Source organism: uncultured Hyphomicrobium sp. (genome assembly GCF_902826555.1).
Lineage (GTDB): Bacteria > Pseudomonadota > Alphaproteobacteria > Rhizobiales > Hyphomicrobiaceae > Hyphomicrobium_C.
The window spans coordinates 158,521-182,932 of the sequence record NZ_CADEFI010000002.1 but is presented as its reverse complement, the minus strand read 5'-3'; the positions used below and the strand labels follow the sequence as shown (position 1 = coordinate 182,932).

Genomic DNA, 24,412 nt, shown 5'->3' with positions numbered 1-24,412 from the left:
ACTGTCATGCGTCACGCTTTCCGGGTTGCCGCGTCGACGGGCGCCTTCGTGCTCGTCGCAGCCCTCACTTCTGCCGCCGGCCGCGCCGATCCGACCGCGGCGCCTGCGGCCCAGCCGCCGACAGCCCCCGTTGTCGCTGACCCCGCCGCCGCAGCTCCCGCCGCACAGCCCGCCACGCCTGCGGTCACGTCTCCCGCTCCTCCGGCGGCGCAGCCTCCGGCAGCCGTCGCGACGCCGACACCGCCGGCGTCACCCGCCGCGGCGACCCAAACGCCGGCACCAGCGCCAACGGCTGCTCCGACGCCCGCCGTTCAACAACCCGTCCCCGCAACGCCCCCGGCTGCTATGGAGGCGGCAGCCCCGCAACCGCCGGCCAAACCGCAGCTCGGAGCCCTCGTCCGCGCCAGCCTCGAAACGCAATCCAATGCCGTCACGGAGGCGGAGCTTGCCGACGTGGCCGCTCTCAAGGCGTTCTATCTCAGCCGCTCCGACGCCCCGCTCTGGGTGGCCGATGGCGCGCTCAACGATCGCGCGGTGCTCGCCATCGCGGAGATCAAGAAGGCCGGCGACTGGGGGCTCGACGCTTCTGCGTTCGTGTTACCGGAGGCGGGCGGCACGCTGTCCGAACCGCAAGCCGCAGATGCCGAGCTCAAGCTTTCGATTGCCGCGCTCACCTATGCGCGGCACGCCCGTGGCGGACGCATCGAGGATCCCGCCAAGCAGCTCTCGTCCTATCTCGACCGCAAGCCGCAGCTTCTCGATCCGAAGGTCGTGCTCGACCAGCTTGCGGCCTCCTCGCCGCCGGACGCCACGCTGCGCGGCTTCCACTCCAAGCATCCGCAGTTCGAGAAGCTGCGCCAACACTACCTGGCGCTGCTCAAGTCTCAAGGGCAAGCCGCCGAGATCGTGCGGCTGCCGAACGGGCCCGTGCTGTCGCCCGGCATGAAGCACGCGCACGTGGCGCTCCTGCGCCAGCGGCTCGAGGTGCCGACGCCTGCCGGCACGGCGGAAGCCCCGGCGGACACAAACCTCTACGACCCGGCGCTCGTCGACGCCGTGAAGGCGTTCCAGACCGAAAACGGCCTGGCAGCCGACGGCCATGTCGGCGGCGGAACGCGGGCCGCGCTGAACGATATCGACACGCCGAGCCCGGAGAAGGTGCGCGCCAATATGGAGATGTGGCGCTGGATTCCGGACGATCTCGGAGCCACGCACGTGTGGGTCAATCTGCCCGAGTTCACGTTCCAGTTCGTGCATGACGGCAAGGTGGTGCACGAGGAGCGCATCATCAGCGGCCTCGTCGACAAACAGACACCGACTTTTTCGGCGGACATGGACATGGTGACGTTCCACCCGCGCTGGAACGTTCCGGACTCGATCAAGGTGCGCGAGCTCTATCCGAGCCTTGCGCGTGGCGGCACCTACTTCGAGAAGCAGGGGTTGCGCATGACGCGAAACGGCAAGCCGGTCGATCCCTACTACATCGACTGGAGCAGCGCGGACATCCGCCAGTTCGATGTGCAGCAGCCGCCGGGGCCGGCCAACGTGCTCGGAAAATTCAAGTTCACGTTCCACAACAAGCATATCGTCTACATGCACGATACGCCGACCAAGAACCTGTTCGACAAGCCGAGCCGCCCGTTCAGCCATGGCTGCATGCGGGTGCGCAACCCGGCGCGGCTCGCCGAGCTCGTGCTGGCGGCCGACAAAGGCTGGACGCCGGAGCAGGTGGCCGAGATCGCGGACGGCCCGGCGGTCGAGACGCCGGTGCCACTGCAATCGAAAATCCCGGTTCACGTCGCCTACTTCACCGAGCGCATCGACGACGCGGGCCAGCCGCTGCGCTTCAAGGACGTGTACGGGCACGAGGAGCGCGTGGTGCTGGCGCTGCAGGGGCGTTTCGACGCCATCGCCGTCGGACCCGACCACCTGGCGCCGGTGCGCTACGAGAAGCGCGAGTATGCCGGCGGAAACACGCTCGATACCTTCTTCAACAATCTGTTCGGCGGATTCTGAGCACCACCAGCGCCGTTAACCCTCTGGCGGGGCTCTTTTGTTCCGCACGCGGGCTTTGCCCAATTAAAGCCGCTTACAAGCCCTCTTGATCGCGCAATCCAAGGTTACGAACCGTTAAGCACCGGGGGGTAAGGGTAAACTTGGCGATTTCCATGGGGGATCTCTGTTGGGCGTAAAGGCGGGACAACTCACCTGCCGATTCCTGAGCCTCGGCGCGGCCGCTCTTCTGGCCGTCGCTTCGCAGGTCGCGCCCGCGCGTGCAGGCGACGACCGCACGATCTCCTTCTACCACATCCACACGCAGGAAACGCTGACCGTCCAATACAAGAAAGACGGCCGCTTCCTTCCCGACGCGCTCGAGAAGATCAACTGGATCATGCGCGACTGGCGCCAGAACAAGGCGGTGCCGATCGATCCCAACACCATCGACATCATCTGGGAAATGCACCGGGAGCTCGGCTCGCAGCAGCCCGTCAGCATCATCTGCGGCTATCGCTCGCGCGGCACCAACGAAATGCTGCGCAAGACGCGCGGCGGACAGGCAAGCCAGAGCCAGCACATCACCGGCAAGGCCGTCGACATCGCGTTTCCCGACGTTCCGGTGAAGCAACTTCGCTATTCCGCCATGATCCGCGAGCGCGGCGGCGTCGGCTACTATCCGACCTCCGGCATCCCGTTCGTGCACGTGGATACCTCGCGCGTACGGCACTGGCCGCGCATGGTCCGCGACGAGCTTGCGCTTCTCTTCCCTTCGGGCCACTCGAAGCATGAGCCCGCCGATGGGCGGCCGATCACACCGGCCGACGTCACGGCTGCACGCGCTCGGCGGAAGGATCTTGCTCAAGAGGTGGCACAGTTCTACGCGCTCCGCGACACGCCGAAGTCGGCGATCCAAGTGGCGTCGGCCGAGACGGTCGTGCCGCGCCTTCCCGAGCCGCCGAAGCCTGCTCCCGCAATTCGGCCGCTCGGCTCCGCCGAGACTCGGCCGCTCGGCTCCGTCGAGACTCGCCCGCTCGCCGCCCATCAAAAGATGGCCGTTGGCGCGCCGCTGCCGTCGCCCGAGGAAACCCGGCCCGAGTCCATGGCTCCAGTCGTCGCTCTTGCCGCCGACAAGACCGCTTCCGAACCCAAGGTGGCGCTCGCCAAGGCCGTCTCGGACGATGCCGCGCCCGTTGCTCTTCAGCCCAAGCTGATCGGTGCTCCGAAGCCCGTCGATCGTCCGTCGACGTTCGTCGCCAAGCTGCCGGATGCGGACCGCTCACGCCTCGACATGCTGGTCAAGCTCGCGTCTCTCGACGCGGATGAGCCTGCCGCTAAAACTCCGGCCGCGCAGCAGCCCGCAGCGCTGATCACCGGCTCGACGCCCATGAAGGCGTCGATGACGCCGGATTGGCCGTTCGCGAAGCGCCCCGTGACCGAGACGCCTGCGCCAGCCGCTCCCGCGCATCCGTTCGGGGAGGAAGGATCCAGCGATTGGCGCAGCGGATGGACAGCCGCACCCGAGTATGACGAGGATCATCCGGACGAGCTCTCCTACCGTCCGTTTGCGCTGGCGCCGCTGCTGACGGAAACTCCGTCATTCGACGATCCCGCGCTGGCGACGCTGGTCGAGCCCGACCCTGCCCAGGCGCTCGACATGCTCGACGACGAGGGCACGGCGCTCCCGATGCGGTTCGGCACCGGCCGGCTCGAGACAGCGATGGCGTGGGCGCAGGAATTCAGCGGAGATGCGGTTCATCTAGAAGCCATGACGGCCGACGTGCCGCAGCCCGAGACCTCGCATCCGCAGCTCGTGTCACGGGCGGTCAAGACCCTGCCGCGGTGACGGACTTTCTGGCGCGTCCGCCCGCGCCCGAACGAAGCGCCGTGAGCGGCCCCCCCTTCCAGGCCTTCGACACAAGGCGCCCAAGCTCCTCGAAATCCTGCATGCGCGGCGATGTCGTGCGCCACACAAGTCCGATGGAGCGGTGGGGCTCGGGCTCGACGAAGCGCACCAGCGTGATGTCGCGACCGCGCTCCTCGATGCCGACGGCCATCTCCGGCAAAAGCGTGATGCCGAAACCGGCGGAGACCATCTCGACGATGGTGGCGAGGCTCGAAGCGCCGAAGGTGTTGACGGTATCGACCTGCTGCAGGCTGCAATAGGTAAGCGCCTGGTCGCGCAGGCAATGCCCTTCCTCCAGGAGGAGCAGCCGCTCGTGCTCGATCAACTCCTTGGTGGCGCGCACGCGGCCGGAGAGCTTGCGGTTCTTCGGTACGGCGAGCAGGAACTTGTCCTCGAACAGAACGCGGTTCGTGAGATCGGCGTGCTTCACCGGTAGCGCCAGAAGCAGCACATCGAGCTTGCCCTCCAGCAGCTCGTCTGTGAGCACCTGGGTCTGCGTCTCGCGTACGTGCAGCTCGAGCTCCGGATAGGCTTCGCGCAGAAGCGGAAGAAGCTGCGGCAGCAGGTAGGGCGCGACCGAAGGAATGACGCCGAGGCGCAGCGCACCGGCGAGAATGCTGTTGGCATGCTGCGCATAGGCGACGAGATCGCGCACGTCTCCGAGGATGCGAGAGCAACGGGCCGCGATCTCCTGGCCTTTGCTCGTGAGCTGCACGCCGGACTTGGTGCGCTCTACCAGCGCAAGACCGAGATTCTGCTCCATCTCGTGGATCTGCATGGAGAGCGCCGGCTGCGTCACGGAGCAAGCGTCGGCGGCGCGTCCGAAATGGAGCTCGCGCGCCAACGCGTCGAAGTAGCGAAGCTGCTTGAGGGTAACCTGCGTCATAAGGGGGCCTGATCAGGATGGAAACAAATAACGATTAGCCCTGATCTCGGCAGCGGTCTATGGTCGCACAGTACAAACGATCGTGATCGATGAACGGCCGTTTGCAAGAGTTTCCCGAACACGGCAGGTGAAGCTTCGGGTTCATCTCGTCGTTAGCGTCTCGGGCCGTGCGCCGAAGCGGCCCGAGACGTTCTTATTTTTCCTCGAACATTTGCGGATCTTCTGCGCCGATCCCGGGAGCGGGCTCCGCTTTTCGGGGATGCGAAAGATCGCTACTCGGCAGCAATCATGCGATCGGCGGCGGCCTCGGCGTCTGCCGTCATGGGGCCGTCCAGCATGCCGAGTGCGTGCATGTAGACTTCGAGGATGCTTTCCTCTTCCTGACGCTCGGTCTGGCTCTTCTTCCGTAGACGCACGATCTGGCGCAGCACCTTGACGTCGAATCCGAGCCCCTTGGCCTCGAGATACTTGTCGCGAATGTCCCCCGAGAGGGCCTTCTTCTCTTCCTCGAGGCGCTCGATGCTCTCGATCATCTGGCGAAGCTGCTTCTGCGCCGAAGCCTGAAGCGTCGTCATCCCAACCCCCACTCTCTTTCAGAGTTCTCGCCGAAGTTCCGGCAGGCGCGCGTGTGCGCGGCCCTTCTGATGGTGAGGCTAGGCCCACCATGGGACAGCGACAAGGCGAGGTCCCACCTCATCCAGAGAGATTATTTCCTGTGGACGGTATCGCTTCGGCGCTGTCTTGGTTGCATAGGCGCCGCTGTCGGCCGCGTGATTCGCTCAGCCCTTCTCGTGCGTCTCCTTGCGGGCGAACGCTGCAACCGCCTCGGGCGAGGCTTCAGTCTGATAGCGCTTCTGCCATTCCGCGTAGGGCATGCCGTAGACCAGCTCACGCGCCTCATCCTTTGACAGCGAGATGGCACGCTCCTCGGCCGCTTCGCGATACCAGTTGGCGAGGCAATTCCTGCAGAAGCCGGCAAGATTCATGAGGTCGATGTTCTGTACGTCCGTGCGCTCGCGCAGATGCGCGGCGAGCCGGCGAAAGGCAGCAGCTTCGAGCTTCAACGTCGTTTCGGGATCGATTGCGGTCATTGTGCGCTTTCCTTCAATCGGTGTGCGAGCCGAAATGGCGGATGGTTTTCAGGTCGTGATCCAAAGCGGGGTCTGCAAGGATGTGCCGCATGGCCGTGGCAAGTTTTGCTGCCCATTCACGCTGCCCCTTCTCAGAGGCGATCAAGTCCTGCCGGATCTCGATCAACGCATGGGCGAGGCCGCGCGAGGTTCCGTGCTGCCACATGCAATCGCCCCTCAACGCGCCGTGGTAGGGCTCGTTGTCACCAACGACAAGCGCGGGATCGGCCCGGAGCGCCGCCAACAGGGGAAGCGCGAGCCGCGGGTCCTTGTCCCACAGCACGGCTGCGTGCCAGGGGCGCGCGAGGCCGCGCCAAACCGGCGTGAAGCTGTGAACCGAAAGCAGGACAGGCGCGACGCCATGCGCGAGCGCACGGTCTATGACCTCGTCGACGGCCACATGATAGGGACGATAGAAGCGCGCGTGCCGTTTCTCGCGCTCGGCGGATGCAAGGACGCGGTTGCCGGGGATGATGGCGCCGTCGGAGACGCGCATGATCAGCGTCGGGTCGTCCTCGCCGCGGTTGCAGTCGATCAGCAGGCGCGAAAAGCGCGTCATGACGGCTGGCGCGCCGAGCATCGTCGCGAGTTCTTCCGTCACGCCTTGTGCGCCGATGTCGTAAGCGATGTGGCGCTCGAACTCGGCTTGCGGCAGGCCGAGCGTTTCGTAGCCGTCGGGCAAGGCGTTGGCGGCGTGGTCGCAGAGGAGAATCGCGCCCGAGGCCAGCGATCCGGGCCGACGCACATAGGCTTCCGAAACCTGGGCTTCGAGGACGACACCCGTGTTGGCGCCGTTCTCAGGTCGTATCGGCATCTCGTCGCGCCTCATCGCGTGCCTTTTCGGCCTTCTCGCCCGTCGGCCGCCGGGCCGTCAAAAAAGCAGGGTTGCGAAAAGCCCGATCCGGGCCTTCAATGGCCACGCCTCCGCGCGGCCAGCCTTGGCCGTGCACACCTCAAAGCTGCCGTTTTCCTTGCCAACGTTTCGCCCTCCCGGCAAGGCGCGACCGCGCCGAGACAGCCACGTGTCTCATCGATACCAGTGAAACCATGATCCCAAGGTCCACGCCCCCGCTGCTCGCGGCATTTCTGCTCCTGGCAATCCTGCCGCACCCGGCGTTCGCAGATTTCAAGTTCTGCAACGGCACGCAGAGCCGCGTCGGCGTTTCGATCGGCTATCAGGACTCCAAAGGTTGGGCCACGGAAGGCTGGTGGAACATCGCGTCGCAGGCGTGCGAAACGCTCTTGAAAGGCCCGGTGCCCAGCCAGTTTATCTACGTTTACGCCGTCGACTACGACCGCGGAGGCGAATGGGCGGGGTCGCACTTCATGTGCACCGGCGACAAATCGTTCGCCATCCGGGGGGTTCAGGATTGCCCGAAACGCGGATATAAGCGCACGGGTTTCTTCGAAGTCGACACCGGGGAGGGTCAAGAGTGGACGGTCCGCCTCACCGATCCGGACGATAAAGACGATAATAAAGAGGCAGTCGGCAAATGAGACGCAATCGGCGGGTGAAGATCGTGGCGACGCTTGGACCAGCGTCGTCAACGCCGGAGATAATTGACCGCCTGTTCGTCGCGGGTGCGGACGTCTTCCGTATCAACATGAGCCATTCGAGTCCGGAGACCGCACACGCGCTGGTCCGCTCGATCCGCGACGTCAGCGCCAAGCACCGCTGCTCAGTCGGCGTGCTGTGCGACCTGCAGGGCCCCAAGTTCCGTCTCGGCGAGTTCATGGACGGGCGCGCGCTGGTCAAGACTGGCGAACATTTCCGTTTCGACCAGACCGGCGTGCCCGGCACGTCGCAACGCGTGAGCCTGCCGCATCCGGCGATTTTCGATGCGGTCAAGCCAGGGCACGCGCTCCTCATCGACGACGGCAAGCTCCGCATGCGCGTTACCGATGTCGGACCGAAGAGCGTCATCGCCGAAGTGATCACCGGCGGCGTCATGTCTAGCCGCAAGGGCATCAGCATGCCCGACACGCTCCTGCCGGTGAGCCCGCTGACAGCGAAGGACCGCACCGATCTCGACCTGGCGCTCAAGCTCGGCGCCGACTGGATTGCGCTGTCGTTCGTGCAACGCGCAGAGGACATCATCGAGGCGAAGACCATCATCGACGGGCGGGCTGCCGTGCTCGCAAAAATCGAAAAACCCTCGGCGATCGAGGATATCGACGACATTATCGCGGCAGGCGACGGCTTCATGGTGGCGCGTGGCGATCTCGGCGTCGAGATGCCGGTCGAGCGGGTGCCCGGCCTGCAGAAGCAAATCACGCGCAAGTGCAGAAGCGCCGGCAAGCCGATCGTCGTCGCGACGCAGATGCTCGAAAGCATGACCTCTTCGCCGATGCCGACGCGCGCCGAGGTCTCGGACGTGGCGACGGCGGTGTTCGACGGCGCGGACGCGATCATGCTTTCCGGCGAATCCGCCGTCGGCCAGTACCCCATCGAGACGATCCAGATGATGGATCGCATCGCGCACCAGGTGGAGAACGATCCGAGCTACGATGCGTACGTGCACGCCATCGAGATCCCGCCGATGCCGACAGGCGCCGATGCCATCGCGGCGGCCGCGCACGCGATCTCGGGAACCGTCAAGGTGGCAGCGATCCTCTGCTACACGGCGACCGGCTCGACGGCGCTGCGCGTCGCCCGCGAACGTCCGAACCTGCCGGTCATCGGCCTGACGCCGATCGCACGCACGGCGCAACGGCTTTCGCTGGTCTGGGGTATCGAAACGGTGCTCACGGGTGACCCCGAGGACCTCGCCGACATGGTGCGCAAGGCAACCCGCATCGCCTACGAGGGCGGCTTCGTCAAACCCGGACAGGGCGTGGTCATCACCTGTGGCGTGCCGCTCGGATCGCCCGGCGCGACGAACATGATCCGGCTTGCGTTCGTCGACGAGCATGGACTGCCCGACGGGCACGTGCCCGACTACGTGCCGACCGGGGGCAAGGTGCCGGTCGATCGGCGCCCGCCACCCAAGGCCGCGCCCTAGGGCGTCGTCTCATTCACGCTTCAGTCTCGGCTTCGCGCTTCTGATCGCGCTCGGCGCCGAGGAAAACGGCGCGAACGAACTCCCGATACAGCATGACCTGGCGCGGAAGCGCGTCTTTGTCTTTTAAAGCCTTGGACAGGACGATGCCGCCATCGACCACCCCGGACAGCATGTCTGCGAGGTCATCGAAATCCACGGGGATGCGCGCCGGGTAGATTTTCGCGATGCGATCCAGGCGCTCGCGGAACCGGCGCCGCCAGGCGAGCACGGCTTCGGCGTTCAAATCGCGGACCTGCTGGTCGAACATGCGGTCCTGATAGCAATAAGACGCGATCAGGCAGCCCGGATGGCCGTTCGGGAGATCCGACAGCATCTCCGCCAGCATCTTCAACCCGACGAGAAAGCCATGCAGCGGATCCTCGTTGAGCTCGTCGGCGCGCGTGAACAGCTGATCGAACAGGCCGTTCTCACGCTCGATGTAGCGCTCCAGGAGCACGCGCGCGAGCTCCGTCTTGTCCTTGAAGTGATAGAAGAAGCCGCTCTTTGTGATGCCGGCTGCCGCGATCAGCTCCTCGATCGAGGTGGCGACGAAGCCTTTCTCTAGCACGGCGGCCTCGGCGAACTGGAGCAAGCGCTCCCTCGCATCGCCCTTGCGTTTCGGTGCCTCGGTCAACATGGCGAACTGTACCCATGGTCAAGTTGGCGCGCTGAGGAACAGGCCGCGAGCATAATGCTCCGTGCTCAGTCCGTCTTCAAGAGACTGAAAATCAAGCGAGAAACGCTGAACTTTCCGGACCGCACCGGCGGTTCTCTAGCTCGATGCGGGTGCGGCGCCTATGCATTCGCCATCTCGCGGCCCCAGAGAAACGCCGCATTAAAACCGGAGTGAATGACATGAGCACGTACAGAACCCGCCTGCCGCAGCTCGATGGCGGCCTGTTCCTCACCGACGGCGGACTCGAGACGACGCTGATCTATCATGGGGGCCACGAGCTTCCTCACTTTGCCGCGTTCGATCTGCTCAGAACTCAATCTGGCCGGGAGGCGCTGCGCACGTACTACATTCCCTATATCCGGACCGCGCAGCAGAACGGCTTCGGCTTCGTGCTCGATTCTCCCACATGGCGGGCCAATCCGGACTGGGCTCGCAAGCTCGGCTACTCGGGGGATGCTCTGGCCGCCGTCAATCGCGACGCCATCTCGCTGATGGCGGAGCTGCGCGCGGCCTATGAAGGTGCGCGCAACCCGCTGGTGGTGAGTGGTGCCATTGGACCGCGCGGGGACGGCTATGATCCCGGCGAGGTCATGAGCGCGGAGGAGGCTGAGGCGTATCATCGCGATCAGATCGGCGTGTTCGCCGACACGGAAGCGGACATGGTGTCGGCCTTCACGCTGACGAACGTCAACGAAGCGGTCGGCATCACGCGGGCGGCGCAGTCCATGGCTATGCCGGTCGTGATCTCCTTCACGCTGGAGACCGACGGACGGCTACCCACGGGCGAAACACTGCGGGATGCGATCCAGGCCGTCGATGCGGCTACCGCCGGAGGGCCTGCCTACTACATGATCAACTGTGCGCATCCAGAGCACTTCGCGTCGACGCTCGCCCACAAGGAGGCATGGCTCGAGCGTCTCAAGGGTGTGCGCGCCAATGCCTCGCGGTGCAGCCACGCAGAGCTCAACGAGGCGACCGAGCTCGACGCCGGCGATCCGGCCGAGCTCGGGCGCCAATATCAGGAGCTGCTCGCACATCTGCCGCACCTCTCGGTGCTCGGTGGTTGTTGCGGCACGGACCATCGCCACGTGGCGTGCATCGGGGCGGCGTGCAAAAAGGCCGCCTAGAAAACGGGGCTGGGTCGCTCAGATGCCCTGGCCCTCGACCTCGACCTTGAGATCGTCGCGGGCCTTCTTCGCATCTGCTGCGTTCGGGTTCACCTTGAGCACGCTCTCATAGGCTTCGAGGGCGGCTTTCTTCTCTCCCAGGTTCTGGAGCAGATTGCCCAGCCCCTCGAGGGCCTTGAAATGACGTGGATCGAGCGCCAGAACGCGACGCAGGTCGCCGAGCGCGCGCTTGAAGTCATTGTCGAGGTAATAGAGGTAGGCGCGGCGGTTCCAGGCCTCGGCAAAGTCCGGCTGCAGCTCCACGGCCGCATTCAGAAGCTTCATCGCCAGCTCGCGATTTTGCGCTTCCGCGGCGGCGCTCGCGCGCGCGACGAGAAGATCGGCCGTCGGGCTGCCGGAATGGGCCCAGAGCTGCTCGATGGCCGCCGCGACCTCGTTGGAGGTGGCCTGATCGGGCGCGGTCGCGAGCCGGGTGTAGAGTTCGTCGAGGAGCTTTGCGCGTTGCTCCGGCCCGGTTTCCGCGGGGGGCGCCTTTTTATCCGCACCCTTGTCAGCTCCGGGCGGCGCCTCGGCGTGGGGGCTCGGCTTTGGAGCCGGTAGAGCCCCTTCGGGTTTCGCGGCGCCGGGCGGCGGGGCCAGCTCCAAATCGACCTGGGCGTATGCCACCGGCGCCGAGGCCCCCACAGCGAAGGCTGCGAGAACGAGAGCGTACGTCATGCGGTGCAAGATTGGCGGGGATGCTGCTGTCATCCCCCAAAGATAGGATTGCCCGGCGGCGGCGTCAAAGGCGCGTGCTCTTCGGCAAGCAAAATCGCCCGCACGCCTGCTCGGCGCCGGGCGAATGAAGCCTAAATTTTCACGTAAGCGATCAGCCCTGACGCGCCTTGAACTTGCGGTGGGTCTTGTTGATCACATAGACGCGGCCCTTGCGCCGGACGAGGCGATTGTCGCGGTGACGCGAGCGCAGGGACTTGAGCGAGTTTCTTACTTTCATCGGTCTCGACCAAATTATAGGCAAGGCGGGCGGATGGTGGGCACTAGAGGGATCGAACCTCTGACCCCTACCATGTCAAGGTAGTGCTCTACCGCTGAGCTAAGTGCCCATCCGAGCCACGAAATGCATTCAGGAGCGCCCCGTATACTGGCAATGCCCCGGCTAGGCAAGCGAGGAAACTGATATTCCGCAACGGGTCGCAGGACATCCCGACTTGGACCTGAAAGGCTTGGGGATTTGCCCTCCAAACACGTTGCCCGGCGGACTAGGCCGCGAGCAGCCGCTCCACTTCGCGCACCAGGTCCTTGAGGTGGAAGGGTTTGGAGAGCACGCGCGCGTCCTTGGGGGCCGTGGTCTCGTTGTTCAGGATGACCGCGGCGAATCCGGTGATGAACATGATCTTGAGCTCGGGATCGAGCTCAGCCGCGCGGCGCGCCAACTCGATGCCGTCCATGCGCGGCATGACGATGTCCGTCAGCAGCAGCGTAAACGGCTCCTCTTTCAGGCGCTCGAAAGCCTCTTCGCCGTTGGCGAACGAGGTCACCTCATAGCCCGCCTTTCCCAAGGCGCGCTCGAGGAAACCGCGCATGGAGTCGTCGTCCTCAGCCAGCAGAATTCGGCACATCGGAACACGAGAGGGCTTAGCGGTCATGGGATTTTTTACTCAGAATGTCTACTTATCGGCGATAACCAAAAGGGCACGAGGAATCTGACGCGAGTTTGGTAAACGGAGCGTGAACCCCTGCCCCGTGCCCGACACCTCACGCGATACACAGCAAAAGGTGGGCCAGATCGCGGCCGCGCAAGTCTAGAGTATTTTCCACGGTACGGGACAGGAAATGCTGGCCCTAACGTGGACAGCGGCGACCGACGTTGGCACACTGGCCGCGAAAGCACATATCTCATCTTGCCGTGTGTTCGGACATTGGCGTCAGGCGGCAAAAGCCGCGTCGTAACCAGGATCCCATGACCTCGCAGAAACCCTTTCCGCTCAGCGCCGAACTCGAGCCGCCGTTTACGATCCTGACGCCGCCGGTTCAAAACGCGCCGTTCGTGTTGTGCTCACCGCATTCGGGGCGCATCTACCCGCGCGCGTTTCTCGACCAGTCGCGGCTGGATCCGCTGACGTTGAGAAAGAGCGAGGACTGCTTCGTCGACGAGCTTTTTCAAGGGGCCGCCCAGCTCGGCGTGCCGCTTATTTCGGCCCGATTTCCGCGTGCCTACCTCGACGTCAACCGCGAGCCCTACGAACTCGACCCGGAGCTTTTTGCCGATCCGCTCCCGGACTATGCGAACAGCCAGTCCGTGCGCGTCGTCGGCGGGCTCGGCACCATCGCGCGCATTGTTGCAGATGGGGAGGAGATCTACAGCACGCGGCTCAGCGTCGACGAGGCATTGGCCCGCATCGAGCAGCTTTACTTCCCGTTCCATTCGGCGCTGCAGGCCCTGATCGCAGAGACGAAGGCACAGTTCGGCTATTGCATCCTGGTCGACTGCCATTCGATGCCGTCGGCGCAAATGGCACAAAGCAGCGGACCACGGCCCGATTTCGTACTCGGCGACCGGTTCGGCGCGGCCTGCGATCCGAAGCTCACGCGCTTTTTGCGCGATACGCTGGTGACCGAGGGTTACGACGTGCAGCTCAACCGGCCCTACGCAGGGGGCTACATCACCGAGCACTACGGGCGCCCCTACCGCGGCGTGCATGCGGTGCAGATGGAGATCAACCGGGCGCTCTACCTGGACGAGGTTCGCTTCACGCAGGCGAGTGGTTTTCAACGGCTCAAGACCGACCTCACCCGCATCGCGAGCATGCTGTTCTCGACCATTCCGGCCCTGATCGAACATCGCGCGGCTGCGGAATAATCCGTTCTCTGCAGCGTTCTGGTTGTTGGGGTTGTGGTGCGGCCCGAGGCACAGGGGCGTTAACATAAAAAAAGGGCCGTCCAAATGGACGGCCCAAGTCTAGGGAGGAAACGCCCAAGGAGGGCTCGTGATCCCGAGGGGATCACCTCTCAAATCTATGCTGCAGCGCCGAAGTCCGCAACCCCTACCAGAGTATATTAATGGTGCGATGCGCCAAGCGCGCCCTGCGGGCCACAGTACCGACCGGTCACACGCGGGCTACGCGATGGAGACGGGCGCCTTCCGGATCAGTAATTTCTCTTTAATTTCATGCGCTAAAGCGTCGCACTGCCCTCAAGACAGAAAAAAGGGCCGTCCAGGTGCGGACGGCCCAAGTCTAGGGAGGAAACGCCCAAGGAGGGCTGCGGCACACCGAGCGAGGCCCGGCGATGTCGCACTGCAAAATATCCGATGGGTGTTTCCGAAAAGAAAGTGCAAAAACTGCAGAGCTGCCATTACAAGCCTGAGGGGCAAGCAACCCGAGTTTGCAGATTTCCGATGGTTTGCTGCGCGCGCCTAGACGAAACGCCCGTCCGGCAAGACGTTGGCGTCAAAAAGAGGCCGTTCGAGCGAGCGAACGGCCCAAGTCTAGGGAGGAAACGCCCGTATTGGGCTGCGGTGGCGAAGAAGTGCTTCCTCGAGACCGCAGAATTTGTATGCGCCTGTTCGCCAAAAGCGGCAACTTCAGGCACCTTTTGTGTCGATGATTGCAGTGAATATGATGCGCACTCGCAACACAGCATTTGGTCGTGCTTTCTTCTACTCTGGTCATGTGTATTACGAAGTGCTTCTGCTCTAGACCGCAACCCGGTTACAGCCGGTTCAACTTAAGTGTCGGATAACAATCGTGACTTCGCCCACCCGTTCCCGCTTCAAAGACCTTCTGAATCTGGCTCACGACTTGGCGGATCAATCGGGCGCGATCATTCGCCCCCAGTTCCGGCGGCCCATTGCCGTCGCCAACAAGGCTGGGGTGGACGCGTTCGATCCCGTCACAAAAGCGGATCGGTCGGCGGAGCGAATCATTGCGCGGGAAATACGCGCGCGTGTTCCGGAGCACGGCATTGTCGGCGAAGAGTACGGTGCCGTGCGTACCGAGGCGCCGTTCCAATGGGTGATCGATCCCATCGACGGCACGCGCTCCTTCATCACCGGAACACCGATGTGGGGCACGCTCATTGGCCTGCTGCATCAGGGCGATCCCGTGCTGGGGCTCATGAACCAGCCGTTTACCGGCGAGCGCTTCTGGTCTGCCGAAAAGGTTGCCTATGCGCGGGAAGCCGGCGGGAAGCCGCGGCGCATTCGCACGCGCGCCTGCCAGCGCATCGCCGACGCGCTGATGATGACGACGAGTCCCGAGCTGTTCGCATCCGGCGTGGAGGCGGACGGCTTTGCCCGCGTCAGGCAGAGCGTGCGCATGACCCGCTACGGCGGCGACTGCTACGCCTATTGTCTGCTGGCTTCAGGGTTCGTCGATCTGGTGATCGAGACAGGCCTCAAGAGCTACGATGTGGTGGCGCTGATCCCGATCGTCGAGCGGGCCGGGGGGCGCATGACCACCTGGGACGGAGGGGCCGCGACGAGCGGGGGGCGCATCGTGGCCTCGGGCGATCCGGCGCTGCACGATCGCGTGCTGAAACTGCTCAACCGCTAGAAGCCCGCACTCCGGCTACGTGACGGATTCGTCGAGGCCCATGTAGGCATCGAAGGCGGCCCAGAACCGCAACCTGATCTGGTCGGCTTCCTGCAGGATCTCGTGGCGTGCGGACGGCAAGAGGACATGCGTGCCGACTTTGAGACCTACAGCAAAATCCTCGATGGCCCGCGGCGAGACAACCTGATCCTTGCCCGCGACAAAGACCATCATAGGCACCCGGACGGAGGCCGCGTAGCCGTCTGACGAGACCAACGCCATGGACCGGTAAGCCGCGCGCAGCCAGCCTACAGTGGGCGAACCCAGACCGAGGGCTGGATTGGTATCGAGGACGGCCTTGTTGCGATACCAGCGCTCGCGGTCGGAGGTCAGCAGATTGCCCTCGAAGGGCCCCTGCTCGACGACATAATCGGAGCCGCCTTTGACATAGCTGCGGGCCAGGCCCAGGAGGCCCGCCATCTCTGCGTAGGCGCGCGCAACGGCCTGCGGATAGCCGACCCTCTCGTCGGAGAAGGAGATCATCGGGGCGGTGAGGATCATGCGCTCGAACCACGAGCCTGGCCGAGCGGCGTTGCGCAGCAGAATGTTGGCGCCCATCGAATGGCCGAGTGCGACGAACGGGGGCGGGCAATCGGGCAGCACGATCTCTTTCATGAAGAGCGTGAGATCGTTGTCGTACTCGCTGAACGAGCCGACATGGCCCTTCTTGGGGTTGGAGAGGGGGCGGGACGAACCACCCTGTCCGCGCCAGTCCATGGTGGCGACCGCGAAGCCCCGCCGGCGCAGGTCGGCCACGACCTCGAAATATTTCTCGGCAAACTCGCCGCGTCCGCCAAGAAGGCAGACGGTTCCGCGCCTAGGTCCGCGCGTCGCCTCCCAGCGCACGAACCTCAACAGCGCGCCGTCGCGCGCCTTGAGCTCGCCCGGAACGGCGCCGCCCGGCACCGGATTCTTGGCCAGCGCTACAAGCTTCATTCTTCCGACCCCGCTTTGCCGGCTGATTCACGCCGGCGGGCGAGGATAGCACGAAGACGCGATGGCAGCCTCCCGTTACCAGCGCCGTTGCTGCCAGCGCCAGTCGCGATAGGCGTAGTTGCGCGCGCGGTGCGGGTGGGCCGCGATCACGTCGCCTGAGCAACGATCGACGCGAAGGTGGAAGTCGGTACTCGAATCGAAACGATTGGCGCGCAGGTGAACGATGGCTCCGTCGCCGCCCATGGGGCGAATTCCGGTCCAACCTTCCGAGCGCAGGCGGCGCCTGATCTGCCAGCGATCAAGACATGCGTAGCGCTCAGCGCGACCGGGGCCCCGCTCGACATAGCGTGGCGGCGGCGGAGGCGCGCTTGCTCTCGGAGGCGGCATAGGCACCGGATAGCCGTCCTTGATGGACCCGGGTCGGGGCTCGCCCGGCTCGTCGTCATAGTAGGTATCCGGTGGCGGGGCCTCGCTGTAGTCGCGCGGCTGGTCGCGCTCACCGCCATAGCCCCGCTCGTTGTAGCCTTCGTCGTACGGCGGCTCGGCATACTCTTCGCCGTCGAGGTCGGCTGCAGACGCGGCGTGCGGCGCGGTGACGAGAACGAATGCCGTCATCAGGCAACCCGTGATGATTGACGCTCTCATGGTTTGCTCCCGGGGTCTTAGGCTCGCGTGCGGATTTTCCTCAATACGTGGGCCGGCAATTGTCCGCCTCGGCACATGAACGCCACATGAAGGGCAAGGGTTTCGCCTTTTCACTGCTGAGCTTGGCTGATCCGTGTGGCGGATTTAGCGACCCGGCCGCACGCCCCTTGAAGGGCGCCCGACCGCCCCTAAATGGAGGAGTGCGCCCGCCCAGCAGGGGGGCGCAACCCGGAAAGATCCGGCCCAATTCCGGGCGGATCCCGATCAGTCGCTTCTCACAGGAGGACTAACGTCATGCGACATTTCGATCTTACCCCCCTCTATCGTTCGACCGTCGGCTTCGATCGCTTTGCTCAGCTGTTTGACAGCGTTGCCGGCGATCTCGATGCCCCGTACCCGCCCTACAACATCGAGCGCCTCGGCGAGAACGAGTACCGCATCACGATGGCGGTCGCCGGCTTCTCCACCGACGAGATCAGTCTCGACGTGAAGGAGAGCACGCTTACGGTCCGCGGCGAGAAGAAACCCGAGACCACCGAGGGTGGCGATCGGCGCTATCTGCACCGGGGCATTGCGGCCCGCAGCTTCGAGCGCCGCTTCCAGCTCGCCGACCATGTCGAGGTCAAGGGCGCCGACCTCAAGGACGGCCTTTTGAATGTCGATCTCGTCCGTAACCTGCCGGAGCGCATGCGTCCGCGGACGATCCCCATCGGCACCGGATCCGAGCCCAAGCGGATCGAGAACGCCGCTTAAGCGGCCCTCGCCAGCCAGTGATGTATCGTCGAGCGGCGGCCCTCGTGCCGCCGCTCTCATTTGACGGCTCATTGCGTTCATGGCCCGCTGCGATCCGTCCCTGCGCGATCGCTCTTGTGTCGCAGGGGAAAATCTGCAAAATTCGATTAAAAGGTCAGCAATCCTGTCCTTTATGCGCGGCGTCGCCTCTCCTTGTCGCGGTGGGGTGTGTGCGGCTCGCCAGAGCCTGCAAGGACGACGGGTGTATCAAGGCGGGCTCCTGGCTTGGGCGGAGGTCGGTTGTCGTGGTTCCGAATTTCAAGGACGTGCAGAGCGAGCCCTCGAGCCAGGCGTCAGCCTCGGCCCGACCTGCGTCTGCCGACGACACCGCCTTCAAGCGAAAGCGCCAGTCGCGCGCCTAGTCGTCAGCAAGGCGCCGCCGTCGAGACAACAGACCCGTCAATTGCAGTCGTTTTGCCTTTGAGCACTCAAGGATCCGTTCAATGACCCGCGAAACGCCCATCAACGGCAGCTTCGAGCGTCCTGAAGCGCAGGGCCTCTTCGATCCCGCCTTCGAGCGCGATGCATGCGGCGTCGGCTTCATTGCCAATCTCAAGGGCGAGAAATCGCATCGGGTCATCTCGGATGCGCTCAAGATGCTTTGCAATCTCGAGCATCGCGGTGCCGTCGGCGCGGACCCCCTGGCCGGCGACGGCGCAGGTATGCTGATCCAGATTCCGCACGCCTTCTTCAAGGACGAGTGTCAGAAGCTCGGCTTCAAGCTGCCCGAGCCGCAGCACTATGCGGTTGCCCAGCTCTTCATGCCGCAGGATGAGCGGCTCGACGCCCACTGCCGGAGCGCCTGGGAGCGCATCCTGCGCGAGGAAGGGCTCGAACTGCTCGGCTGGCGCACCGTGCCGATCGACAACTCCTGTCTGTCGGAACTCGTGCGCGCGACCGAGCCCGTGCACCGGCAGGTGTTCATCGCGCGCCCGGCGGGCATCAGCGAAGCGGAGTTCGAGCGGCGCCTCTATCTGGCGCGCAAGATCGTATCGAACGCCGTTCTCAACTCCTATCGCGGCCGCGACATCGGGCACTACACCGTCAGCCTGTCGTCGCGCACCGTGGTCTACAAGGGGATGTTCCTCTCCTATCAGGTCGGCGCGTACTACAAGGACCTTGCGGACGAGCGGGTCATCTCGGCGATGGCGCTCGTGCATCAGCGCTTCTCGACCAACACCTTCCCGTCCTGGAAGCTCGCGCATCCCTACCGCATGGTCGCGCATAACGGCGAGATCAATACGCTGCGCGGCAACGTGAACTGGATGGCTGCCCGGCAGGCGTCCGTGTCGTCGCCCCTGTTCGGCGACGACATCGCGAAGCTGTGGCCCATCTCGTACGAAGGCCAATCCGACACCGCCTGCTTCGACAACGCGCTCGAATTCCTGACCATGGGCGGCTACAGCCTCGCGCATGCGGCGATGATGCTGATCCCCGAGGCGTGGGCGGGCAATCCGCAAATGGATGCCAAGCGGCGCGCATTCTACGAGTACAACGCCTGCCTCATGGAGCCGTGGGACGGCCCGGCGGCGATGGCGTTCACTGACGGCCGCCAGATCGGCGCGACGCTCGACCGCAATGGCCTTCGTCCCGCGCGCTACATCGTGACCAAGGACAACATGGTCATCATGAGCTCGGAAGCCGGCGTGATCGTCGTGCCCGAGGACAACATCGTCAAGAAGTGGCGGCTGCAGCCGGGCAAGATGCTGCTCATCGACCTCGAAAAAGGTTCGATCATCTCGGACGAGGAGCTGAAGGCCGAGATCTCGTCGAAGAACCCTTACGAAAGCTGGGTGAAGCGCACGCAGATCATGGTGTCCGATCTGCCGCTTTCGAAGAAGAAGGCCGAGCCGCGGCGCAGCAATGTGGCCCTGCTCGACCTGCAGCAGACGTTTGGCTACACGCAGGAAAGCCTCAAATTCCTCATGACGCCGATGGGCGCCAGGGGCGAGGAGGCGATCGGCTCCATGGGCAACGACTCGCCGATCTCGGCGCTTTCGAACAAGCCCAAACTGCTGCACACCTACTTCAAGCAGAACTTCGCGCAGGTGACGAACCCGCCCATCGACAGCATCCGCGAGGAGCTGGTGATGAGCCTGGTCTCGTTCATTGGACCGCGGCCGAACATTCTCGATCTCGAAGGGACGTCTAAGGTCAAGCGGCTCGAGGTGCACCAGCCGATCCTCGCCAACGAGGACCTGGAGCGCATCCGCCAGATCGGCGAGGTGCGCGACAACCACTTCGCCTCGATCACGATCGACATCACCTATCCGGTCGAGCAGGGCCCTTCGGGCATGGCGCCGGCCGTGGACGTGATCTGCGCCGAGGCCGAGGAGGCCGTGCGTTCGGGCGGCTACAATATCATCATCCTCTCCGACCGCCGCACCGGGCCGGACCGAATTCCGATCCCGTCGCTGCTCGCGACGTCGGCCGTACATCATCATCTGATCCGGCAAGGGCTGCGCACGTCCGTCGGACTCGTGGTCGAGACCGGCGAGGCGCACGAGGTGCACCAGTTCTGCACGCTCGCGGGCTATGGCGCGGAAGCGATCAATCCCTATCTCGCCTTTGACACGCTCGCCGTCATGACGCCCGAGCTCGGGGCCGATCTCACGCCTGAGGACGTGAAGAAGAAGTACATAAAGTCCATCGGCAAGGCCCTGCTCAAGGTCATGGCCAAGATGGGCATCTCGACCTACCAATCCTATTGCGGCGCGCAGATCTTCGACGCGGTTGGCCTCAGAACGCCGTTCGTGCGCAAGTACTTCACCGGCACGCACACGCAGGTGGAAGGCGTCGGCTTGCGTGAGATCGCACGCGAGACATTCGATCGCCACGCGGCGGCCTTCGGCAACGCGCCTGTGCTGGCCAATGCACTCGATGTCGGCGGCGACTATGCCTACAGGGTGCGCGGCGAAGCTCACGTGTGGCGCCCGCAAGTGGTCGCGGACCTGCAGCATGCCGTGCGCTCGACGGAGCCCGCGGACGCCATGAGCGGGCGGGTTCCACAAAAGTATCGCGACTTCGCCAAAGCCATCGACCTGCAGTCGGAGCAGTTGCTCACGATCCGCGGATTGTTCCGCATCCGCTCGGCGGAGAGCATGGGGCGCAAGCCGGTGCCGATCGAGGAGGTGGAGCCGGCTGCCGAGATCGTGCGCCGCTTCGCCACGGGCGCCATGAGCTTCGGTTCGATCTCGCGCGAAGCCCACACCACGCTCGCTATCGCGATGAACCGCATCGGTGGCAAGTCGAATACCGGCGAGGGCGGCGAGGAAGCGGATCGCTTCAAGCCGCTGCCCAACGGCGATTCCATGCGCTCGGCGATCAAGCAGATCGCTTCGGGCCGGTTCGGCGTCACGACCGAGTATCTCGTCAACTCGGACATGATGCAGATCAAGATGGCGCAGGGTGCGAAGCCCGGCGAAGGCGGACAGCTTCCTGGGCACAAGGTCGACGCGACCATCGCCAAGGTGCGCCACTCCACACCGGGCGTGGGGCTCATCTCGCCGCCGCCGCATCACGACATCTACTCGATCGAGGACCTGGCGCAGCTCATCTTCGACCTCAAGAACACCAATCCGGAAGGGCTGGTGTCGGTGAAGCTCGTTTCGGAGGTCGGCGTCGGGACCGTGGCCGCGGGAGTCGCAAAGGCGCGCAGCGATCATGTGACGATTTCGGGCTACGAGGGCGGCACGGGCGCCTCGCCCCTCACCTCGCTCAAGCACGCCGGAAGCCCGTGGGAGATCGGGCTTGCCGAGACGCACCAGACGCTGGTCATCAACCGGCTCAGGGGCCGCATCGCCGTGCAGGTGGACGGCGGCCTGCGTACGGGGCGCGACGTGATCGTCGGCGCGCTGCTCGGCGCGGACGAGTTCGGCTTCTCGACGGCGCCGTTGATCGCCGCCGGCTGCATCATGATGCGCAAGTGCCACCTCAACACCTGCCCGGTCGGCGTCGCGACACAGGATCCGGTTCTACGCGCGCGCTTCACGGGCCAGCCCGAGCATGTCGTGAACTACTTCTTCTTCGTCGCCGAAGAGGTTCGCGAGATGATGGCAGCCATGGGCTACCGGCACTTCCACGAGATGGTGGGGCAGAGCGACTGGCTCAACAAGGACCGCGCCATCGACCACTGGAAGGCGCGCGGGCTCGACTTCTCGAAGCTGTTCCACAAGCCGCACGCGGGCAAGGGCGTGGCAATCGCGCATTGCGAATCCCAAGACCACGGCCTCGACAAGGTGCTCGACAACGAGCTGATCAAAGCCGCGTTGCCGGCGCTCGAGTCGAAGAAGCCGATCAAGGCCGAGTTCAAGATCAAGAACACGGATCGCACGGCCGGCACCATGCTTTCGGGCCGGATCGCCAAGCGCTACGGGCACACGGGCCTGCCGGAGGACAGCATCTGGCTGACGTTCAAGGGCACCGCCGGGCAGAGCTTCGGCGCGTGGGCCGCGCGCGGCCTGACGCTCGATCTCGTGGGTGAAGGCAACGACTATGTCGGCAAGGGCCTTTCGGGCGGCAAGATCATCGTGCGGCCCGACCCCACGTCCGGCATCGTGCCGGAGGAGAGCATCATCGTCGGCAACACGGTGATGTACGGCGCCATCACGGGCGAGTGCTATTTCCGCGGCGTCGCCGGCGAACGGTTCGCGGTGCGCAACTCGGGCGCCTATGCGGTCGTCGAGGGCACGGGCGATCACGGCTGCGAATACATGACGGGCGGCGTCGTGGTGGTGCTGGGGCCAACGGGGCGCAACTTCGCGGCCGGCATGTCGGGCGGCATCGCCTACGTGCTCGACGAGGCCGGGGATCTCGATAGCCGCCTCAACAAAGAGATGGTGGAGATCGAAGCCTTGGCGCAGGACGCGGCACTGATCGAGAAGCTAGCCAAGGGCAACGGCGAAGCGACGCGGCAGCTTGCGGAGGTGATGCTCGACATGCGCGAGCAGGATCTCGAGCGTCTGCACACGCTGATCGTGCGGCATGCGCATTACACCAACTCTGTCAAAGCGCAGGCGATCCTGGCCAACTGGTCAAGCTATGTGCCGAAGTTCAAGAAGGTGATGCCGACAGAATACCGGCGCGCGCTCACCGAGCTCGCGAAGGCCAAGGCTCAAGCCGCAACAGAGCGCGTACAGGCATAAGAGAAAGAAGAGCGGATAATGGGCAAGCCGACCGGGTTTCTTGAGTTCGAGCGCACGGATCGCAAGTACGAGCCGGTCGAATCTCGCGTCAAGCATTGGCACGAGTTCGTGGTGCCGCTCGCCGAGCCCGAAGTCAAAACGCAGGCTGCGCGCTGCATGGACTGCGGCATCCCCTATTGTCACAACGGCTGTCCGGTCAACAACCAGATCCCGGACTGGAACGATCTCGTCTATCGCGGCGACTGGAAGATTGCGGCCGAGAATCTGCACTCGACCAACAACTTTCCCGAGGTGACGGGCCGCGTGTGCCCGGCGCCGTGCGAAGCCTCATGCACGCTCAACATCGACGACGTGCCGGTGACCATCAAAACCATCGAGTGCTCGATCGCGGACCGCGCGTTCGAGGCGGGCTGGATCACACCGCAGCCGGCCGAGAAAAAGACGGGCAAGACGGTCGCCATCGTCGGATCCGGTCCGGCGGGGCTGGCCGCCGCGCAGCAGCTCGCGCGCGCGGGACACGAGGTGCACGTCTACGAGAAGAATGCGCGTCCGGGTGGACTGCTCACTTACGGCATTCCCGACTTCAAGATGGAAAAGCAGATCATCGCCCGCCGGCGCGCGCAGATGGAGGCGGAGGGCGTGGTCTTCCATTGCAACGTCAACGTCGGTCGCGACATCACGGCCAAGGAGCTCGAGGAGAAGCACGATGCCGTGCTGCTCGCCATGGGTTCGGAGACGCCGTTCGACTTTTTCGCCAAGTCGCCGGGGCGTGATCTCGACGGCATCCACTACGCGATGGATTTCCTCACGCAGCAGAACCGGCGCGTGGCGGGCGAGGCTCAGCTTCCCGGCACCCAGGAGATCTCGGCCAAGGGCAAGCATGTCATCGTCATCGGCGGCGGCGACACCGGCTCCGACTGCATCGGCACGTCGTTCCGGCAGGGCGCGAAGTCGGTGACGCAGCTCGAGATCATGCCGAAGCCGCCGGTGAAAGAGGACAAGGCGCTCTCGTGGCCGAACTGGCCGCTCAAGCTGCGCATCTCGTCCTCACAGGCAGAGGGCGCGGCCGTCGAGTATTCCGTCTCGACGACCGGCTTCTCGGGTGAAGGCGGTAAGGTCAAGAAGCTCAACTACGTGCACGTGGATTCGAAGCTGCAGCCGGTCCCCGGCTCCGACGCGGCGCTCGATGCCGATCTCGTGCTGTTCGCCATGGGCTTCTCGGGTCCGACAGACGGCGGCGTCCTCTCGGGCCTCGGGCTCGACGAGGTGGCGCGCGGCCGCTTCAAGGGGCTCAACGCCAACGAGCGGGACTATAAGCTCAACGGCAGCGGCAAGCTGTTCGCGGCCGGCGACGTGCGGCGCGGACAGTCGCTCGTGGTGTGGGCGATCCGCGAAGGCCGTCAGGCCGCAAGCTCGATCGACCGCTTCCTGATGGGGAAGACGCAGCTGCCACGATAAGGCCGCCTCGTTCGACCCGGCGCAGCGCTCTGATCATCGCCAGTCTGGCTTTTAATTAACTCCCACCCTTCCGGACCTTTGCGT

The 24,412-nt window shown here is 64.5% G+C and carries 20 protein-coding genes and 1 tRNA gene; 10 read left to right on the top strand and 11 right to left on the bottom strand.

The features are described 5' to 3' along the window. Positions 1-6: 6 nt before the first annotated feature. Together QZV93_RS02245 and QZV93_RS02240 are read left to right on the top strand one after the other, a co-directional pair. Positions 7-2,016 carry a L,D-transpeptidase family protein gene (locus tag QZV93_RS02245; protein WP_295555616.1) on the top strand — a complete coding sequence of 670 codons (2,010 nt, stop codon included), beginning with the start codon at positions 7-9 and terminating at the stop codon, positions 2,014-2,016. A gap of 166 nt (positions 2,017-2,182) precedes the next feature. After that, positions 2,183-3,841 (top strand): DUF882 domain-containing protein, encoded by a 1,659-nt coding sequence (locus QZV93_RS02240; RefSeq protein ID WP_295555615.1) that lies wholly within the window; start codon positions 2,183-2,185, stop codon positions 3,839-3,841. Here the strand turns inward: QZV93_RS02240 and QZV93_RS02235 are convergent. The 4 genes from QZV93_RS02235 to QZV93_RS02220 form a co-directional block, all read right to left on the bottom strand. Then, positions 3,822-4,787: a LysR substrate-binding domain-containing protein gene (locus tag QZV93_RS02235; RefSeq protein ID WP_295555614.1), complete on the bottom strand. Its 966-nt coding sequence runs from the start codon at positions 4,785-4,787 to the stop codon at positions 3,822-3,824. The two genes, QZV93_RS02240 and QZV93_RS02235, sit on opposite strands and share 20 nt — an antisense overlap. A gap of 272 nt (positions 4,788-5,059) precedes the next feature. Next, entirely contained in the window at positions 5,060-5,362 is a 303-nt protein-coding gene (locus QZV93_RS02230) for a DUF2312 domain-containing protein (RefSeq protein WP_295555613.1), read from the bottom strand. A gap of 204 nt (positions 5,363-5,566) precedes the next feature. Beyond that, a complete protein-coding gene (locus QZV93_RS02225; RefSeq protein WP_295555612.1) occupies positions 5,567-5,878 on the bottom strand; it encodes a DUF1244 domain-containing protein in 312 nt (103 codons plus the stop codon). Between the two features lie 13 nt (positions 5,879-5,891). Further along, positions 5,892-6,731, bottom strand: coding sequence for an N-formylglutamate amidohydrolase (locus tag QZV93_RS02220; RefSeq protein ID WP_295555610.1), 840 nt, complete (start codon positions 6,729-6,731; stop codon positions 5,892-5,894). Between the two features lie 233 nt (positions 6,732-6,964). Between QZV93_RS02220 and QZV93_RS02215 the strand changes: the two genes are divergently transcribed. Beyond that, positions 6,965-7,414 carry a DUF1036 domain-containing protein gene (locus tag QZV93_RS02215; protein ID WP_295555609.1) on the top strand — a complete coding sequence of 150 codons (450 nt, stop codon included), beginning with the start codon at positions 6,965-6,967 and terminating at the stop codon, positions 7,412-7,414. Continuing rightward, positions 7,411-8,919, top strand: coding sequence for a pyruvate kinase (pyk, locus tag QZV93_RS02210; protein WP_295555607.1), 1,509 nt, complete (start codon positions 7,411-7,413; stop codon positions 8,917-8,919). The genes QZV93_RS02215 and pyk overlap by 4 nt, the downstream gene beginning before the upstream one ends. Before the next feature lie 13 nt (positions 8,920-8,932). On the opposite strand, the gene QZV93_RS02205 is transcribed toward pyk, so the two are convergent. After that, positions 8,933-9,595, bottom strand: coding sequence for a TetR/AcrR family transcriptional regulator (locus QZV93_RS02205; RefSeq protein ID WP_295555605.1), 663 nt, complete (start codon positions 9,593-9,595; stop codon positions 8,933-8,935). Between the two features lie 218 nt (positions 9,596-9,813). Between QZV93_RS02205 and QZV93_RS02200 the strand changes: the two genes are divergently transcribed. After that, positions 9,814-10,761: a homocysteine S-methyltransferase family protein gene (locus tag QZV93_RS02200; RefSeq protein ID WP_295555603.1), complete on the top strand. Its 948-nt coding sequence runs from the start codon at positions 9,814-9,816 to the stop codon at positions 10,759-10,761. A gap of 18 nt (positions 10,762-10,779) precedes the next feature. Here the strand turns inward: QZV93_RS02200 and QZV93_RS02195 are convergent, their stop codons facing one another. The 4 genes from QZV93_RS02195 to cpdR all read right to left on the bottom strand — a co-directional run bounded on the left by QZV93_RS02195 (position 10,780) and on the right by cpdR (position 12,380). Then, the gene (locus QZV93_RS02195; protein WP_295555602.1) at positions 10,780-11,478 is read right to left on the bottom strand and encodes a tetratricopeptide repeat protein; all 699 of its coding nucleotides are present in this window, start codon (positions 11,476-11,478) and stop codon (positions 10,780-10,782) included. Between the two features lie 151 nt (positions 11,479-11,629). Then, positions 11,630-11,755, bottom strand: a complete 126-nt coding sequence (gene ykgO, locus QZV93_RS02190) for a type B 50S ribosomal protein L36 (RefSeq protein WP_295555600.1) — start codon at positions 11,753-11,755, stop codon at positions 11,630-11,632. A 34-nt stretch (positions 11,756-11,789) separates the two neighbouring features. Next, a tRNA-Val gene (locus QZV93_RS02185) sits at positions 11,790-11,864 on the bottom strand. Between the two features lie 156 nt (positions 11,865-12,020). Further along, the gene (gene cpdR, locus QZV93_RS02180; protein WP_295555634.1) at positions 12,021-12,380 is read right to left on the bottom strand and encodes a cell cycle two-component system response regulator CpdR; all 360 of its coding nucleotides are present in this window, start codon (positions 12,378-12,380) and stop codon (positions 12,021-12,023) included. A 341-nt stretch (positions 12,381-12,721) separates the two neighbouring features. On the opposite strand from cpdR, the gene QZV93_RS02175 reads away from it, so the two are divergent. Together QZV93_RS02175 and hisN are read left to right on the top strand one after the other, a co-directional pair. Next, the gene (locus tag QZV93_RS02175) at positions 12,722-13,621 is read left to right on the top strand and encodes an N-formylglutamate amidohydrolase (protein WP_295555598.1); all 900 of its coding nucleotides are present in this window, start codon (positions 12,722-12,724) and stop codon (positions 13,619-13,621) included. Between the two features lie 886 nt (positions 13,622-14,507). Beyond that, entirely contained in the window at positions 14,508-15,314 is an 807-nt protein-coding gene (gene hisN / locus QZV93_RS02170; RefSeq protein WP_295555596.1) for a histidinol-phosphatase, read from the top strand. Between the two features lie 15 nt (positions 15,315-15,329). On the opposite strand, the gene QZV93_RS02165 is transcribed toward hisN, so the two are convergent. Both QZV93_RS02165 and QZV93_RS02160 read right to left on the bottom strand, forming a co-directional pair. After that, positions 15,330-16,289 carry an alpha/beta hydrolase gene (locus tag QZV93_RS02165; protein WP_295555595.1) on the bottom strand — a complete coding sequence of 320 codons (960 nt, stop codon included), beginning with the start codon at positions 16,287-16,289 and terminating at the stop codon, positions 15,330-15,332. A gap of 75 nt (positions 16,290-16,364) precedes the next feature. Further along, entirely contained in the window at positions 16,365-16,934 is a 570-nt protein-coding gene (locus QZV93_RS02160; protein WP_295555593.1) for a hypothetical protein, read from the bottom strand. A 294-nt stretch (positions 16,935-17,228) separates the two neighbouring features. Between QZV93_RS02160 and QZV93_RS02155 the strand changes: the two genes are divergently transcribed. From QZV93_RS02155 to QZV93_RS02145, 3 genes are all read left to right on the top strand, one after another. Beyond that, the gene (locus QZV93_RS02155; protein WP_295555591.1) at positions 17,229-17,687 is read left to right on the top strand and encodes an Hsp20 family protein; all 459 of its coding nucleotides are present in this window, start codon (positions 17,229-17,231) and stop codon (positions 17,685-17,687) included. Positions 17,688-18,169: 482 nt separating this feature from the next. Then, positions 18,170-22,870, top strand: coding sequence for a glutamate synthase large subunit (gltB, locus tag QZV93_RS02150; RefSeq protein ID WP_295555589.1), 4,701 nt, complete (start codon positions 18,170-18,172; stop codon positions 22,868-22,870). Between the two features lie 18 nt (positions 22,871-22,888). Further along, positions 22,889-24,328: a glutamate synthase subunit beta gene (locus QZV93_RS02145; RefSeq protein ID WP_295555587.1), complete on the top strand. Its 1,440-nt coding sequence runs from the start codon at positions 22,889-22,891 to the stop codon at positions 24,326-24,328. The last annotated feature ends 84 nt before the right edge of the window (positions 24,329-24,412 follow it).